Source organism: Streptomyces sp. NPDC002588 (assembly GCF_040295925.1).
Lineage (GTDB): Bacteria > Actinomycetota > Actinomycetes > Streptomycetales > Streptomycetaceae > Streptomyces.
The window spans coordinates 185,918-203,218 of the sequence record NZ_JBEOWF010000011.1; the positions used below are offsets into that span (position 1 = coordinate 185,918).

Genomic DNA, 17,301 nt, shown 5'->3' on the forward strand with positions numbered 1-17,301 from the left:
GCGGTGCGGTTGCTCGCCAACAGTGCTGCTCAGGGCGGTGGTTGACGTATTTCAGTCGATCGGTCGCGGGCCGGGTGACGTCCCCATGGCGCACAGTGCTTCGTACAGCGGGCGGTAGAGCAGCTTGACGAGTGCGGCGTCGGCGGGATCGGTGCGCGCGCCGTACTCGACGGTGCCGGTGTCCTTGTCGGTGTGGGCGAAGTACGGCGCCAGAACGTCCCGTAGCCTGACCAGCAGCCCGGGGTCGCCTGCGCGGCGTGGACGCCGGCCCTGGCCGGTGAAGGGGGCCTGTGCCGCGGCGAGTTGCGGTGCGAAGGCCGCGTCGACGAACACGACGCGGGCGGGTACGCCACCGCGGACGAGGCGCCCGATGACCTGCCAGATGGTGACGAGCTGGTCCCAGACGAAGGACTTCTTCTCGTCATCGGAGAGCGAGGAGTAGATGTAGGGCCGTGACAGTACGTGCCGCCACACGCCGCGTGCGGTGGTCCTGAAAGCACTGCCTGCCGCGTTCAGGTCCCCGGCCTGGGTGACCATGTCGCTGAACGTCCCTTCGTCCGGCAGCTTCAGCTGACCGCGTACGAACCGCGTCGCCCAGTCGTTGATGGCGAAGACCGCCAGGGAGAGGTCGTCAGGGCGGGGATGCGGGCGGACCAGGAAGAACACCGTTCCGAACGCCGCCACCTTCTCCTCGCCGTGCCGTTGGGGGGCGGTGAGGATGTTGTGTCCTCGCTCCACGGCGAGGAGGGGTGCCACGAGCAGTTCGGCGTCCGGGTCGTCGGCGAAGGACGCGAGGTCCCCACGCCGGACCGCTCCCGCACCTGATCCCGTGCCCGGCGCCTGGCTCCCCGTCGGCGCCGTCCCGTCGACGGCGGCCTCCAGTTCGGCGTCGTCGGCGGCCAGGACGCGTACCCGGCCACGCCAGCGCGGGATCTCGTTCAGGGCGGTGGCGGCCACCTTGGCTTCCGCGTAGCTGCCCACCAGAAGCAGGGCACGCCTGCGGCGCTGGTCGGGGATCTGGGCGAGTTCGCTCTGGAGAGGGGAGGCGTTGCCGTCGCTCCGGGACCGGGCGAGCCGGTCGATCATCAGGCGCAGGACGTCCTCGCGCTGGTCGGGGTCCTGGCCGGAGAGCCGGATCGGCTGTCCTGCGGCGTCGTAGAGGAACTCGGTGCGGAACACGGTCTTCCGGATAGCATCGAGAGCCTTGCGCTGCGGTTTCAGTACGGCGCGGACGGGGGCGAGGACGTGGGCCCGGGTAGAGGTGCCGGCCCAACTGGTGCCCGACATCAGCAGCACGTGTGGGCCTGCCTTGCCGAGGCCTGGGTCGGCGCCGAGCTGGTGAAGACCCAGGAGCAGTTCCCGGCCCACGCCCGCGCAACGGAAGAAGCGCAGGGTGCCGGTGCGGTGCCCGTCCTTGTTGCGGGCGGCGGCCCGTTCGTCCACCAGGTACTGGAAGCCCAGGACGTTGCCCATGGGCGCTTCGGGCAGCAGCGGCGCGTAGTCGAGGGGCGGGCGGCGGGTCAGCTCGTGGGCCGCGGAGTCCAGCCGTAGCGCTGCCTCCACTTGAGGCCACAGGAACGTCACCCGGTCCAGGCGTTGGTGCAGGGCGGCGAGGACGAGTGTGAACTCCAGCCGCCGTGCGTTGAGTTCACGCCACTCCTCGGAGAGTGGTACGTCCTCGGGGGCAGGCTCCTTGCCTCGCTCGGCAGCGGGCATGGGGCGCTGTTCCGGGCCCGGCGCTCCGATGAGGAAGGAGTCGAGGAGCGCGCGGACACGGCGCCGTGTCCGCTTCTCGTCGAGGGTGTGCAGGACGTCGTGGGCGAGGGCCGTGAGCTCGTCGGCGGGGGTTCCATAGGGGCCGCGCCCGCCGAGCGGATCGTCGCGGAACGTGTCGAAGAACCCGGTGATCTCAGTGCGTCGCTGCGCCCAGGGAGCGTCAGGGACGGGGGAGCCGCCATGGGCCCCGATCCCTTCCTCGTCCTCGTAGAGTGCGCTCTCGTCCTCGACATCCCCTTCGTTCGTGCTGTCCGGCCGCCCGGCGGCCTGGCCTCGCGTCAGCGGGTACCAGGCGTGCAGCAGCTTCTCCTGGAGGGTCCAGGCACTGAAGTAGTCGATCTGAGCCCAGTCCCGCAGGCTTCCGTCGTCGATGAGCATGGCGTACAGCCGGTCCGCGGCGGAACCTACGACGTCCAGGGCGGAGGACCACCGTTCCACGTCCTGGTCGGAGAGCTGCAGCCGTCCCTGCCGGGCGAGTTCGGCGATCTCGTGGGTCTGCAGCTGGTCGAGCCAGGAGTCGGAGACACCGGTAGTGACGAGCGTGGCCGACGGGGCGAACATCTGGTCGAGCTGCATCTGTACGCGGTCAGCCTCGTCGACGACGACGATGTCGCTGCGCAGGCAGGCCAGCTCCAGATAGCGCAGGCGCTCGGCGTTGAGCTGACGCGGAACCGCCGTCTGGACGAGACTGGCCGGGTTGGCCACCCAGATCAGCGCGTCCACGAGGTCACGCGCGGCGGAGTGCCGGGGGCAGACGCTCCACAGCGGGCAGGCGTGCGGGGTGCCCAGGTCCTCCTCATCGGTATCGTTGTCGTCCGTGGCGCCCTGCCTGTCGACGGCGCCTCGGGCTCGTTCTAGTTCGCGTACCGCGCGTTCGGCCGCGAGCTCCTCGGCGGCCTCATTGCGCCGAGCGGGGTGAAGGGCACCGCACGGCGCGTCGGTGTAGCGCAGCGGCTCGGACGTGTCGAGTGCGCGCAGGGCGTCCAGCGGACAGGCGGTGCTGAGGTGGGCGAAGACGGGCCCGGTGTGAGCCAGTAGCGAGTGTTCTCCCCGAGCGGCGAGTCTGCGGTGCAGCCGCTGGGTGTGCTGGGGCCGCGTCGTTCCCCCCTGTACCAGGGCGGCGCTCAGGCCGAGCGTGCGGAACAGCTCGGTCAGCGTCAGCTGTTCGGCCACGTCGCCGACGACGAGAGTGATGCGCAGGCCTTTGTGGTACGCCCAGACGGCGAGCAGGGTCATCAAGGTCGACTTGCCGGCGCCGACCATGCCGACGAGGTGGGTGAGCCGGTCGAGCGGCAGCGCGGACGCCGCTTCGAAGACTGTCCCGTCCGGGGTACGGGTGTCGAGGTCGAGCTGGGCGAGACGCTGCTCCCAGTTCCCCGCCTTGAGCCCGCGCCGCCGCTCCTCCGCGTCCATCCACCGTGCGATGGCGGCGAGTTCGTCGAGTGGGACGTCGAGGGGGCCTGCGGTGGCCGGGCGTTCGGCGGTGAGGGGGTGGCCGGGGAAGGGGTCCCGCACGAGATCGGCGGGAACCGTGACGGAAGTGCGCCGGTGACGGCGGTCCATGAACCGGTGTTCGCCCGCCTCCGCTGGGGGAAGCACCTTCGTCGCGAAGCCGGGGAGGTTCGCGAGTGTGTCGTCGTAGGTGGTGAAGCGGTCGGCCGCCACCTTGAGGGGGACCCGGTGGGCGGGCTCCCCGGCCGCCGGGACACGGTACGCGCGCAGCCGTTCGGGCAGTTCCAAATAGGCGCCCAGGCTCTGTTCCCACATCCGGCTGCGGCGCATCGGCCAGAGCAGGTGCCGGGCCGCGGCCAGCGCGACCTGTTCGGTGGTGCCGGTGGGGAGCTTCGAGGCCCGCGCGAAGGCGAGCCCGTAGCCGCCGAGGAGCGTCCACGCCCCGCCGGCAGCGTGACCGGGCGCCACGGTCTCCATCAGTCGCAGAGCGAGTTCGACCTGGCAGAGCAGAGCGGGCCGGGTCCCGGCGTGCTCTTCGGGCCAAGGCCTCAGTGCGGCGACGACCGGCTGGTACCAGCTGCTACGGTCACGCATGGTCTGCTCCCTTCTTCCCGGCGCCGTCGGTCGCCGCCGTCTGGTTTCCGGACCGGGACGACGCTGTGCGTGCCCCGCCGTGCTCCCTGGCCGGAGGCACTGTGTGCAGGGGCGCGATGGACGCGTCCGGCCCGCGTTCGCCGGACAGCCGCAGCCGCGCGGTCCGTTTCAGCTGGTCGTCCGTCAGCAGCCGCAGACCGCCAGCCCCCGCGCCCCGCTCCTTGGCGTACATGGCCAGGTAGTCACGGCGGGCGCGCACTCGGAATGCGGGCACCACCCAACAGGCTTCGTCGTACGGGGGCTCGGGGCGGACGGCGGTGGCGGCGCGTCCGAGGAAGGCGGGGTGTGCCCAGTCCTTGACGTCGACGGCCCACACGTGACCGTCGGGGAAGGTGATGCGAAGGTCGTACGCGTCGAAGCCGGGCCACATCTCGACGGTGAGGCCCAGGGCGCGTAGCTCGTCCTCCAGAAAGACCTCGGCGCGTCCGGGCCCGGTGACGAACTGCCGCAGAGGTTTCCGCAGTTGACGCAGCTCGCCCACCTCGGACGCGACGAGTTCCCGGCCGCGCGGTGGGGGACCTTGGTGCCGGCACTGGTCGCGCTCGCACCACCACTCGGTGTCGGACACTGGATGGAGCAGGGTCAGGCAGCGGTGACAGCACAGGTACGCGCCGTCCCGGCGGAACCCGAGCGGGACGGGGGCATAGATCTCCTCGACGAGAAAGCGCACGGGGTCGAGGAAGAGGTCGGTGCTCACCTCGGCCCAGTCCGCCTCGGTGAGGACGGGCCGATCCACCAGGAGGCGACGGAAGGCCGTGTACGACTCGGGTGACGACATGGCCCGGCAGGCGCGCAGGGCCTCGTGGATCACCAGGCGGTCGTACTGCCGTCCGGTGCTGTCGCCGTACCCCTGCACGGCGAGCTCGTGGCAGAGCTGCGAGGGTTCTCCGGAATCCTCCTCGATCAGCTGGTCCGCGGTGTCGAACAGGTCGGTGGGCAGTCGGTCCAGGGGCCAGCTGCCCAGGGGGCGGGCGCGGGCCCAGCGCATCATCTCGGGCACTCCGGCCGGGGGCTTGGCGCCGTTGCGCAGGCACTGGAGTACCAGGGCATCCAGGGCCCGCTGCGCGCCAGCCGGGTAGGGCAGAGTGAAGGAGTCGAGGCGGTCGACGGCCGCCAGGTGCAGTACGGCGGTGGCCACGTCCCGCAGGAGGACGACATCGGGGTTGGACAGCCAGTCCGGTACGAGCTGTTGGTCAGGCATGGGGCGTGGCGTCTCCTCGTGGCGAGGTCTGCGTGTCGGGGCGCGGATGGTCGGTGACGTAGGCGGTGCCGGGCCGACACCAGGTCCGGGCCCGACAGCCGTAGCAGTGGCGTCCGGTCCTCGGTTCGTAGGTGGTGTCGTCCAGGAGTGGCTGGGCGAGTTCGGCGATGACGGCCCGGGCTTCGTCGACGTTCTCGTCGCGGCCGGGGTCGATGGGTTCCAGCCGACTCTCCCCGTGGCCCTCACGTAGGTGCTCCAGTTCGACCCAGGAGCGGCGCGGGTCGTCGCCCAGCGCGCCCGCGTGGAACAGCAGGACACCGAGGGCGAGTTGGGGATAGGTGTGGAGCAGGGAATCGCGTTCCCACAGCGGGCGGGCCGACGTCTTGGTCTCGCGCCAGATCCACCGGCCGCGGTGGGTGTACACCAGGTCGGGTACGGCGAGGACGACGATGTCGAGTTCGGGCACGTAGGCCGTGACCCGATGCTGTACGAGCACCTGCTCGTCGGCGTCAAGTCCGTTGAGGGGGCACAGGAGCCGGTGTTCCGCGAGCATCCCGGCAGCCTCGCGTGCGGAGGTGTCGTCGAGTCCGGCCCTGGCCCGTACCGCCGTCGGCTCGGGGATCTCGCGGTCCCGGCAGCCGCGCACCGGGCGTTCGGCGTGCTCTGCGTCGAGCCAGGCATCGACGGCTCTGCCGCGCCGTGCCCCCCGGTCCTCGGCCGAGAGGTCGGTGAGGTGCAGTCGCCGCACCAGGTGGTACTGGGCGGGGCACTCGGCGTGCAGCCGCAGGTCCCAGACGGAGACGGAGTGGCGTTGGCGTGCGAGAGCCGGAGGGCGCCCGCCCCACAGCCGCGGGGTGCGTTTCAGATCCGTGCAGCCGGCGATGGCCTTGCAGTCGACACAGCTCTCCCCGGGCTGCACGCCGAGTTCGGTGGCAGCCGTGACGAAGGCAGGCACAGCGTCGTCCCTGAACCGCTGCCTCGCCTCGCCGGGGTCTTCGGAGAGCAGCTCCTCCACGGACCCGTCGGCGCACCCGACGTCGAAGACGCGGACCAATCGGGGCAAGCTGGTGCTCTCGGTCGCGGTGGGCGGAGGTTGGGCGCGTTGCTTGCGGCGAGGCGTGGGCGCGCCGAAGGCCATCACCTGTGCCACGGCACCGAGTTCCGCGTCGGGGCGGCCGGTCTTGGCCCGGCCCATGGAAGGCAGCCATAGGTCGCGCATTCTTCCGTCGGAGGAGGCGTACATGCGGCCCCAGAGGGTGTGCTCGTACTGCCGGGCGCCACGGGCGTCGGGAGCGTCCGTGCGGGGAGTGCGCCACGTCCATGGCTGCTTCACCGGCTTGGTCTCAGGCAGCCCGGCCTCGACGGCGGCCGCCTGTTCGCGGGTACGGGCGGCCACGTAGCGCTCCAGGGAGTGGGCGGTCCAGGCCAGGTGGGCGGGGTGGACCGGGGCGCCCCATCCCCGGAAGGGACCACGGGTGCCCCGGAGTTCCTCGCGTACCCGCTCCACGGACCATCCGTCGTGTTCCACCAGGTCGAGGGCGGTGAACAGCGGGCCGAATGCGAACTCCTCGCGGGGTGGCCGCCGGAACGGCACGGCCGGGTCGGCGACGAGCAGAGGCCGCATCGCGGTGCGTCGGTGGGCGGGACAGGCCGCGTCGTCGGGCCGGGCCATCCGGGGGCTCGCCCTGATCAACCAGTCGTGGCCGGCGACACCGGGTGGGTTCTGCATGGTGACCCCCGTGACAGGCGGTATGGGCAGGAGGGTGCCCAGAGCAACGGGAGTCCGAGGACGTCCGGGCGCCACTAGAGCATGGCATAAATCTGTGAACTGAGTCCATGGACGGCTCGTGTCCAGAATCTTTCACGCTACGCTGGTGGGTCTGATGCGCAGCGGTGCGAAGGGGCACAGTGGTGGACGCGGATACGTACAAGCCCGGCGTGGGTGATCTGGTCGACGGGCGCTACGAGTTGAAGGACTCTCTGGGCAAGGGCGGGATGGCCCAGGTCTGGCGGGCCCGAGAGGTGTCCGGGGGGCGGGAGGTGGCGGTGAAGTTCCTGCGCCACGACTCCGAGGCCCTGTACTGCCTCGACCCGTACGAGCGGGATGTCGAACTCGCCGTCAGGAACGCCCGGTTCCGGCGCGAGGCCAACCTCCTGGGCACGCTCGATCATCCGGGAATCACCGAACTCTACGGGAGCGGATCGCACCGGGGCGTCCCCTACATCGCCATGCGCCTGGTGACCGGAGTGAGTCTGCGGACCTTCCTCGACGAGCACAGCCCCCTGCCTCTGGCCACGGCAGTTGCCGTCGCCATCCAGGTGGCAGGGGCGTTGGCCTGCGCACACACGCTCCCGGTCGTACACCGGGACCTCAAGCCCGCGAACATCATGATCGATGAAGAGGGGTGGGCCGTCCTCATCGACTTCGGCATCGCCAAGCCGCTGCACGCCGACGCCACCCGTTACACGGCACACGGTTCGACGCTTGGCACCCGCGGTTATCTGGCGCCGGAGCAGCTCCTGGAGCGCGAGCCCACCACGCGCACGGATGTCTACTGCCTCGGCTGCATCTTCTACGAACTCCTCACCGGGCGGCCCCCGTTCCCGCTCGGCGCGGAGTCCGGCCTGACCGACAAGCACCTCAACGAGGAGCCGCTGCCACCGAGCACGTACGCCGCGGGCATCCCGGAGCCGATCGACGATCTCGTACTGCGGATGCTCGCCAAGAAGCCCGAGCAGCGCCCGGCCGTTGACGAGGTCCTGGAGGTCCTCGACCCGTTCGCCCCGGGGATCGGCGATCCCGAACCCCGGCCCCGCACCCACCCCGACCCCACCGCCCCCCTGCGTCGGCCGCGGGACCAGGCTGTTCGTCCGCGTCCGGTCGCTCTCACGCTGCCTGTCGCGTCCGCACCGGCCGACGAGTGGCTGGACGCCCGCGTGGTGGAACAGCTCTGCGCGCAGGCCGAGTCGGAGATTGCGTCCGGTGAGCCGGGCGACGCGACCGACCGGCTGCACGGTCTGACAGAACGGGTCCGCAAGGAGTGGGGTGATCGGCGCCCTCTGGTGCGTCGCGTGTGGCAGGGGGCTGCGGACGGATTCCGCCTCTCCGGCAACTTCGGCACTGCGGCCCGCCTCTACCAGGCCGTCGACAACGATCTCATTCACGGGGACGGCCCGGCCGAGCGGGCCGATCGCGCGCTGATCCGGCTGCGCACGGCCGAGTGCCGGCTCACGTTCGGTGAACTGGAGGCGGCCATCGCGGCGGTCGACACGGCGGGCCGCACCGCCGCCGGACTGCCACCGGAACTCGCGGCTCGTGTCGAGGCCGTACGCCACGCGGTCGACGCCCAGCTCACGGCCCGCTTGGCCGAGCCCAGACACGGGGAGGCGTGACGCCAGCCGTTGCGGGCGAGCCGATGTGCTACGCCTGGTTGGCCAGGCGTCCGGCCGCCAGTTCGTCGCCAAGGTCGCGGGCAAGGCTGGTGCCGAGGTCGGCCGCGCGGCGCAGCAGCCGTTCGAAGGCGGTGAGTTCGCGGAACGCCTCTCCGTAGCGCCGTTGTTCTCCGAGGGGAACCTGGCGGATCTGAAGACGGCGGACGTCGATGCGGGAGGAGTTCGTGGTGTGGGTGCCGGCCTGCCGGGCATTGGCGGGAGCCCGCAGTGAACCGGCGAGGAACCAGGCGTCGAGCTGTTCGGGCTGTACTCGCACGGCATGCAGTTGGGGGCCGAGGGCGGTCGGCGGCCCCTCGTGGACCCAGGCGGAGAAGGCACGGGCGACGCCCACCACCACGATGTCCCCGGGTTCGGCGATGACGGCCTCGCCGGCCGCCGCGGTGCCGGGAGCGAGCCAGCTGCGGGGTTCGCCGTCCACCAGAAGATCGGGGACGGTGAGGAGGGGGATGCCGTCGTCGGACGGCGGGCCGGCGTGGATCGATTCCTCCGGTGGCTGCTGGCCGCCGCGCAGGGTGAGCGCCCCGGCCCGGGCGAGCTCGGCGACTGTGGTTGCCGTCGGTGTTTCCGCCTCGGCCGTGGCGAGGTCGAGCGCCGCGAGCAGCCTGGCCGACTTGTTCACGTTCGCGGTGAGCCCGGTGAACTCCCGCCAGGATTCGGCCAGTCGGAGTGCCGTGTCCGCCGGGGGCGGGGCAATGTGGCGTCCAGGGGTGAGGTCGACCTCGTCGTTGAGCAGTTCGATGACGGGCACCTGTCGTACGTAGGCAGGGGCCTGTGGGGAGTCCGCCTCTTCGACGGCCTCGCGCACGAAAGCGCTGATCGCCGCCCAGTCGGGGGTCCACTTCTCCTCCGGGTCCCGGGGGAAGCGCGAGGCCGCGTCGGCGACCAGCAGCCGATCGCCCACCGGTGTGCCTTCCCCGTGGAAGGGCATCCGCAGCACCCACAGGTGCAGGGAGACGCTGTGCGGTGCAGCGCAGCCCGGCGGCAACGCGACGACGGCCCGCAGTTGCCCGGTGCGCAGCAGCGAGCCGCGGATGCGGCGGCCGGCCTTCCTGGCCGCGACGGCGGGCGGCAGCAGCAGTACCGCGGCGCCGCCGGGCCGCAGCTGGGCCAGGCAGTGCTGGACCCAGGCGAGTTCGGGCTCGGTGCGCGGGGGAAGGCCGTGGCTCCAGCGGGCGTCGGTGGCCAACTCCTCGTATCCCCAGTCCCGTTCGTTGAAGGGCGGGTTGCACAGGACGATGTTGGCGGGGGTGCCGGAGAACGGGTCGTCGCGTAGGGAGTCAGCAGCCCGTACGGAGACCTGCGCCCACTCCTTCTCCCTGTGGCCGTCGTTCTCGGCGAGGGCCATGCGGGAGTCCGCCAGCGAGGCGAGGACGGCATCCCGGTCACTGCCGAGCAGCGTGAGTGCCTCGGCGCCGGATGCCCTCGCGGCGTCGGCCGCGGCCAGGAGGAGATGCCCGGGGCCGCAAGCAGGGTCCATGACCGTGGTGCCGCCGGAGCCGCCCGGGCTGTCGCCCGCCAGGCCGTTGGCCGCCCTGAGAGCGAGTTGCGCCATGAGGGATGCCAGCGGTTCCGGGGTCGTGGCGATCTGGCGCACATGGACGTCGAGCCAGCGGCGCAGCAGAAAAGCGAACGTTTCCGTGCCTCCCTCGCGCTGGCCGAGATCCACGGCCCGTTCGATCAACTCCCGTGTGTCGGCACGGATCTCTTCGCCTTCGTCGCTCACCCGCCCGGAGAGGAGCCGTCCTACCTCGGCGATCGCGGCCCCGGTCTCGTCCCGCCCGCCGAGCGCCTCGAAACCGGGCCAGAGCCATTCCCTCTCGGCGGACTTCTTCAACTTCTTGTTGTCGCGCAGCCAGCCCTCGATGTCGGTCAAGGAGAACTGAGGATTGGTGTCGGTGCCGGCGATCCGCTCGGGGAAGGACGGATGCCGCCGCCGCCAGTTGCTCACCGCGGCTCGTCCCACACCCGCAAGGCGGGCGATTTCGGCCAAGGTCACCGGTACGGCGCGCGACGTGGACATCTACACTCCCAGGGCATTTCTGGTGGAGGGAGGACTTTTCCCTCGGTCATGGGTGTGTGATCAAGCCACCCTTCCTCCGAACTGCATCGGTCAGCGTACATGACCATTGACTTTGTTCACAGATGCGTCATGGCGGGTTTGGGGGCGTGCGTCGCGTTCCGGTCGGCGAGGCGCGCGGGTCAGCGCGATGGCCGGCCGTGCCGCCCTGACGCCGCCCCCGTCCGCCCCGGTCGGCCGTTCCGCCCCGATGCCGCCCATGCCCGCACCGGCCGCGCCTCGGGTCCCATCGGGTGGGTGAAGGGCCGAAGCGGGTCGACCTCGGCCCACGGGACGAGTGCCTGTTCGGGGGTGCGGCGCTCGGGCAGCCACACGGCGAGGCGCCGCCACACCTCGCCGGCGTGGGCGGGGCGTTCGTCGGGGTCCTTGGCCAGCAACTGGAGCACCAGGTCCTCCAGTTCGGAGGGGATGCCCGCGCGGAGCCTTCCGGGCGGTACGGGCGGCTGCTCAAGGATCATGCCGGGCAGCATCAGTTCGGACTCGTGCGTGAAGACCGGCTCGCCCGTCAGCATCGCGTACAGCAGACAGCCCAGCGCGTACAGATCGGTGCGGGGGTCGACCGGCTTGCCCCGCACCTGTTCCGGCGCCATGCACTCCAGGCTGCCGGGGCGCTCACCGGTCGTGGTGAGGCCTGTGGTGTCCGGGTCGAGGAAGGCGGCGACGCCGAAGTCCAGGACCTTGACCACGCCGTCCGTGCGGATCACGACGTTGCTGCCCTTGAGGTCGCGGTGCACGACCTCGCGGGCGTGCACCGAGCCCAGAACGGAGGCGATCTGGACGCCGATCGACGCGGTCTCCTCGATGGAGAGCGGGCCCTCCTCGATGATCCGGTCGTCGAGCGGGGGCCCGATCACGTACTGCATGACCAGAAAGCGGGTGCCGTTCTCCTCGCCGAGGTCGTAGACGGTGGCGAGGCCCGCATGGTCGAGTCGCGCGACGGCCTGCGCCTCCCGGCGGAACCTTTCGGCGTCGCGGGCGCGCTGCTCCTCGGTGAGTCCTAAATCGACGTTCATGGTCTTCAGTGCCACGTCGCGGCCCAGGTTCTCGTCGTGGGCGAGCCAGACGACTCCCATGCCGCCCCGGCCGATGAGGCGCTTGATCCGGTAGCGACCGGCGATCAGTGTTCCGGTGTCCATTTGCGCTGCGGCCCGTCCCCTCCGTGCCCTGCCGCGCCCTGCCCGGGCTGGTGTCAGGGAGAGTGTGACACGGTGGTGCTTCGAATGCCGTCCGCGCGACGCTTTATTCGTTGACTGAGTTCACATGCTCTTGCTCTAATGGGGTGAAGGCGGGGCGGTTCGTCCCGTGCGCCTCACCCACTACGGTGAGGCGTGGATCACGTCGGGAGCTAGTGAGGATCACGTGGACGTCTTCGAGGTGCACCGCCGGCTCATCCGGGACTACAAGGAGTACACGTCCGGATCGGTGGTGATCGACGACCCGCGGATCGGCGAGAAGGTGACCAAGTCCCTTGCCGACGGCGACCAGTGGCCCGACCCCTGGCTCTCGCTCAACCCGAGCTTCGCGAGCGGCGGCACTGTCGACCACCTCGCCGACGACCTCGGCCTCCTCCACCCCGAGTGCAAGCGGATCTTCCGCACCGGCAAGGACAAGCGGGGTGCGACGATCCGTCCCATCCGCTTCCACCGGCACCAGCGCGACGCCATCGAGGCCGCCGACTCGAAGGACTCGTACGTCCTGACGACCGGCACCGGCTCCGGAAAGAGCCTCGGCTACATCGTGCCCATCGTCAGCCGGATCCTGAGCGAGAAGCGGCCCGGAGACCCCCCGAGCATCAAGGCGATCATCGTCTACCCGATGAACGCGCTGGCCAACAGCCAGCGGGGCGAGCTGAGAAAGTTCCTCACCGCCGGATACGGCGAGGGCAACGAGCCCGTCACATACGCCCGTTACACCGGCCAGGAGAAGCAGTCCGAGAAGGACGCGGTCCTCGACACCCCCCCGGACATCCTGCTCACCAACTACGTGATGCTGGAGCTGATGCTCACCCGCCCCGAGGAGCGCAAGCGGCTCATCGGCCGGGCCAAGGGCCTGCGCTTCCTCGTCCTGGACGAACTGCACACCTACCGCGGCCGTCAGGGCGCCGACGTCGCCCTGCTGGTCCGGCGTGTGCGCGAGGCGTGCGAGTCGCCCGCCCTGCAGTGCGTCGGCACCTCCGCCACCATGTCCACCAAGGGCACCCCCGCCGCCCGCCGCCGTGAGGTCGCCGAGGTCGCCTCCACGCTGTTCGACACGGGGATCTCCCCGGACCGGGTGGTGGGCGAGACCCTGGTCCGCGCAACCGGGGACACGCCTCCCACGCGTGCCGAACTCGCCGCCCGTGTAAGGGAGAACAACCCTCCGCTGGAGTACGACGCACTCAAGGCCGACCCGCTGGCCCGCTGGGTCGAGACCGCGTTCGGCCTCACCGAGACCACCGACGAGGACGGCACCCGCCTGCTGGTGCGCGCCGAGCCCACCACCGTGGAGCTCGCCGCGCGCGCCCTGCGCGAGGACGCCTTCGACATCCCGCGCGACGCACCCGAGGACGAGCCGTACACCGCCTGCGCCAAGGCCATCCGGTCCACCCTCCGGGCCGGCACGCAGGTCCGCGACGCCGACGATCGCGCGCTGTTCGCGTTCCGCCTCCACCAGTTCCTCTCCAAGGGCGGCTCGGCGTACGTCTCCCTGGAGCCGGCGGACAGCCGCCACATCACCCGCACCTACCAGCAGCGGGTGCCCGGAGAGCCGGAGAAGCTCCTGCTGCCGCTGTCCTTCTGTCGCGAGTGCGGCCAGGAGTACCTCACCGTGGCCCGCGAGCAGAGCGACGACGGCAGGGTCGCCTTCCGGACCCGTGAGGACGCGGACGACGAACAGGGCTACCTCTACCTCTCGGCCGCCAACCCGTGGCCCGAGCGTGTCACGGACGCGATCGACCAGCGCCGCTTCCCCGACAGCTGGCTCACCCTCGACCCGAAGAAGGGCACGCCCGTCCTCACCGCGAGCCGCAAGAAGCGCGCCCCGCAGCCCGTGTGGGTGAGGCCCGACGGCACGGCGGTGAACAAGGACGCAGACGGCCTGTACGCCACCTACGTGCCCGCCCCGTTCTTGTTCTGCCTGGAGTGCGGGGTCAGCTACGAGCAGGTCAGGGAGCGCGACTTCGCCAAGCTGATGACGCTCGACCAGGAAGGCCGCTCCACCGCCACCTCCGTCGTCAGCGCCTCCATCGTCCGCCACCTCAAGAGCCTGCCCGCGGACGAACTCGACGACGACGCACGCAAGTTGCTCACGTTCGTCGACAACCGTCAGGACGCCAGCCTGCAGGCGGGGCACTTCAACGACTTCGTCATGGTCACCCAGCTGCGCGGCGCCCTCTACCGCGCCATGCTGAAGGCGGGAGAGGCGGGCCTGCGCTGGAAGCGGCTGGGCGAAGAGGTCGTGGCCGCCATGGGGCTGGCCCGTCACGAGTACGCCAACAACCCCACCGAGGTGGAGGCACTCGCCGAGGAGACGCTGAGCGCCTTGGCCCAGGTGGCGGAGTACCGGCTCTTCCTCGACCTGGAGCGTGGCTGGCGGATCACCATGCCCAACCTGGAGCAGACCGGTCTGCTGGGCCTGGAGTACGCGGGGCTCGACCAGATCGCCCAGGACGAGGAGCGCTGGCAGCGCGCCGCCGGGCCGCTGCGCACCGCCACTCCGGCGACCCGGCTCGACCTGGCCCGCGTCCTCATGGACGAGTTGCGGCGCCAGCGCGCCGTGGACACCCCGTACTTCACCGAGGCCAAATTCAACGAACTGGGCAAGGAGTCCGCCAAGCTCAACGACGCCTGGGCCATCGCCGAGACCGAGTCCGCGCCCCCCGCGCCCGGCGTCGCGGTGGCCCGCTCCGGCCGGCCGGGCCGCTCCGGGCGCACCCGCAGCGAGCTGAACCTCACCGGCCGCACCGCCTTCGGCCGCCACGTCCGCAAGCCGGAGACCTTCCCGGGCTGGGGCCACGACCTCTCCCTCGACGACGTCCAGGACGTGATCCGCGACCTGCTGGAGGTCCTCGCCGACGGCGGTGTCCTGAGCCGGATCACCCAGGGCCGGGGCGAGGACCCCGGCTACCAGATCCACCACCCGGTGATCCGCTGGCACGCCCGCGACGACGAGCACGGCGCGGTGGACCGGCTGCGCCGCACCTACCGCACCGGCCGGGGCCCCCGCGTCAACGCCTTCTTCAAGGGTCTCTACAAGGAGGTCGCGTCCACCTTCGCCGGACTGCACGCCGCAGAGCACACCGCCCAGGTCCACCCCGACGTCCGCGAGGAGCGGGAGAAGCTGTTCAGCAAGGGGCTGCCGCTGCCCCTGCTGTACTGCTCGCCCACGATGGAGCTCGGCGTCGACATCGCCAGCCTCAACGCCGTCAACCTCCGCAACGTCCCGCCGACCCCCGCGAACTATGCCCAGCGCTCGGGCCGCGCGGGCCGCTCGGGCCAGCCCGCGCTGGTCACCACGTACTGCGCGACCGGCAACAGCCATGACCAGTACTACTTCACCCGCTCCGACCAGATGGTCGCGGGCACCGTCGCCGCGCCCCGCCTCGACCTGGCCAACGAGGACCTGCTCGCCTCGCACGTGCACGCCATCTGGCTCGCCGAGACCCGCCTGGAACTCGGCCGCACCATGACCAGGATCCTCGACACCGACGGCAAGACCCCCTCGCTGGAGCTGCTGCCCGAGGTGCGGGAGCAGATCGGCGGCCCGGCCGCCCAGCAGCGCGCCCTCGTGCGGGCCCGCACCGTCCTCGCGGGCTGCGTCGACGCCCTGCGCGAGACGTCCTGGTGGCACGAGCAGTGGCTGGAGGACACCGTCGCCAAGGCCCCCGGGCGTTTCGACGAGAAGTGCGGACGCTGGCGGAACCTCTACCGCAAGGCCCTGGAGGAGCGGGAGATCCAGCACGACAACATCCGCAACCGCACGGCGACCGGCCGCTCCCAGGCCCAGGCCGTCCGCCGCCGCGCCCAGGCGGAGAACCAGATCGCCCTCCTGGAGAACAGGCAGGGCGGCGAGCGCACGGTGCTGTCCGACTTCTACCCGTACCGCTACTTCGCCTCCGAGGGCTTCCTGCCCGGCTACTCCTTCCCCCGGCTGCCGCTCGCCGCGTACATCCCCGGCACCGGCCGCACCAGCCGCGGCTACGACGGCGACTACCTCCAGCGGTCCCGGTTCATCGCGATCCGCGAGTTCGGGCCGGGCGCGCTGATCTACCACGAGGGCAGCCGGTTCAAGGTGGACCGGGTGCAGCTGCCGCCGGACACCAGCGGCGAACTGACCACCGAGAGCGCCAAGGTGTGCCAGGGCTGCGGCTATCTGTCCCCCGAGGAGCGGCGCGAGGACACCTGCCTGGGCTGCGGCAGCTCGTACGGCGACCCCCGCACCGGGCTGCTGCACCTGCACACCGTCTTCACCCACCGCCGCGACCGGATCTCCTCCGACGAGGAGGAGCGCCAGCGCACGGGCTACGCGGTGGAGATCTCCTACCGTTTCAAGCAGCACGAGGGCGGCCGGGACGGTTCGCTGCGCGCCGAGGCGAAGGCCGCGGCCGGCCGCCTCCTCGCCGAACTGGTCTACGGCGACAGCGCCACCGTCCGGCTCACCAACCTGGGCTACCGCCGCTCGGTCGCCAAGGGCGACATCGGCTTCTGGCTCGACCCGGTCACCGGCCAGTGGCTGGCCGGCTCCACCGGCAGGCCGAGCGCGAGCGCGCCCGGCCGGGAGACCCCGGTGGAGGACGAGGGCCTCGCCGACGCGGAGAAGGTCGTGCGCAAGATCCCCGTCATCCCGTACGTCCAGGACACCCGCAACATCCTCGTCCTCAAGCTCGCGGCCCCCGTCGACAAGGACACCGCGATCACCCTTCAGTACGCGCTGGAGCGGGGCATCGAGGCTGAGTTCCAGCTGGAGGACTCCGAGTTGGACACCGAGGAGCTGCCGCCGCACGACGGTCCCCGCGAGCGGCTGCTGTTCATCGAGAGCGCCGAGGGCGGCGCGGGCGTCCTGCGCCGCCTCCAGGCCGAGCCCGACGCGCTCGCCCGCGCCGCCCGCCGGGCCCTGGAGATCGCGCACTTCGACCAGGTCGGGCGCGACCGGGGAGCCGAGAAGCGCAAGGGCGACCCGTGCGAGAAGGGCTGCTACGACTGCCTGCTCTCCTTCGGCAACCAGCGCCACCACCGGATGATCGACCGCACCCTGGTGAAGCAGTTGCTGATGGACTTCGCGGGCGGCGAGGTCGGCTCCAGCCACGCGGGCCGCACCCGAGACGAGCACGCCGACGCGCTCATCGAGGGCGCCGACTCCTCCCTGGAGGAGCGGTTCGTCGCCTACCTCAGGACCCACGGCCACCGCCTGCCCGACCACCAGCAGGTCAGGCTGAGCGCGGCCCTGTCCAAGCCTGACTTCGTCTATGACACATCCTTCGGTCCGGTAGCGGTCTTCGTCGACGGCCCGCACCACGACCACGCCGAGACGACGCTGCGCGACGAGGAGGCCGCCGAGCGGCTGAAGGAGATCGGCTGGGAGGTCGTCCGCATCCGCTACGACGACGACTGGTCGAAGGCCGTGGCCGACTACCCTTCGGTGTTCGGCGAGGCGCGCCGCTGATCTCAGGGACCGGGGAGGACCCCTTCGGTCCGCCCCGGTCCACGGACCG

7 protein-coding genes are annotated in these 17,301 nt (G+C 71.2%); 2 read left to right on the plus strand and 5 right to left on the minus strand.

From position 1 onward, the window contains the following. Nucleotides 1-51: 51 nt before the first annotated feature. The 3 genes from ABT057_RS15295 to ABT057_RS15305 are packed head-to-tail and all read right to left on the minus strand — an operon-like array spanning nucleotide 52 to nucleotide 6,812. A complete protein-coding gene (locus tag ABT057_RS15295; protein WP_352343389.1) occupies nucleotides 52-3,822 on the minus strand; it encodes a pPIWI_RE_Z domain-containing protein in 3,771 nt (1,256 codons plus the stop codon). Beyond that, complete coding sequence (locus tag ABT057_RS15300; RefSeq protein ID WP_352343391.1) at nucleotides 3,815-5,083, minus strand: pPIWI_RE_Y domain-containing protein; 1,269 nt, start codon at nucleotides 5,081-5,083, stop codon at nucleotides 3,815-3,817. The genes ABT057_RS15295 and ABT057_RS15300 overlap by 8 nt, the downstream gene beginning before the upstream one ends. Further along, the gene (locus tag ABT057_RS15305; RefSeq protein ID WP_352343392.1) at nucleotides 5,076-6,812 is read right to left on the minus strand and encodes a PD-(D/E)XK nuclease family protein; all 1,737 of its coding nucleotides are present in this window, start codon (nucleotides 6,810-6,812) and stop codon (nucleotides 5,076-5,078) included. The genes ABT057_RS15300 and ABT057_RS15305 overlap by 8 nt, the downstream gene beginning before the upstream one ends. A 182-nt stretch (nucleotides 6,813-6,994) precedes the next feature. Here ABT057_RS15305 and ABT057_RS15310 point away from each other — a divergent pair, with 182 nt between their 5' ends. Next, complete coding sequence (locus ABT057_RS15310) at nucleotides 6,995-8,476, plus strand: serine/threonine-protein kinase (RefSeq protein WP_352343394.1); 1,482 nt, start codon at nucleotides 6,995-6,997, stop codon at nucleotides 8,474-8,476. A 28-nt stretch (nucleotides 8,477-8,504) separates the two neighbouring features. On the opposite strand, the gene ABT057_RS15315 is transcribed toward ABT057_RS15310, so the two are convergent. Together ABT057_RS15315 and ABT057_RS15320 are read right to left on the minus strand one after the other, a co-directional pair. Beyond that, nucleotides 8,505-10,556 carry an N-6 DNA methylase gene (locus tag ABT057_RS15315; RefSeq protein WP_352343396.1) on the minus strand — a complete coding sequence of 684 codons (2,052 nt, stop codon included), beginning with the start codon at nucleotides 10,554-10,556 and terminating at the stop codon, nucleotides 8,505-8,507. 179 nt (nucleotides 10,557-10,735) lie between these two features. Further along, nucleotides 10,736-11,749 carry a serine/threonine-protein kinase gene (locus tag ABT057_RS15320; protein ID WP_327715986.1) on the minus strand — a complete coding sequence of 338 codons (1,014 nt, stop codon included), beginning with the start codon at nucleotides 11,747-11,749 and terminating at the stop codon, nucleotides 10,736-10,738. A gap of 223 nt (nucleotides 11,750-11,972) precedes the next feature. Here ABT057_RS15320 and ABT057_RS15325 point away from each other — a divergent pair, with 223 nt between their 5' ends. Beyond that, nucleotides 11,973-17,252: a DEAD/DEAH box helicase gene (locus tag ABT057_RS15325; protein WP_352343398.1), complete on the plus strand. Its 5,280-nt coding sequence runs from the start codon at nucleotides 11,973-11,975 to the stop codon at nucleotides 17,250-17,252. The last annotated feature ends 49 nt before the right edge of the window (nucleotides 17,253-17,301 follow it).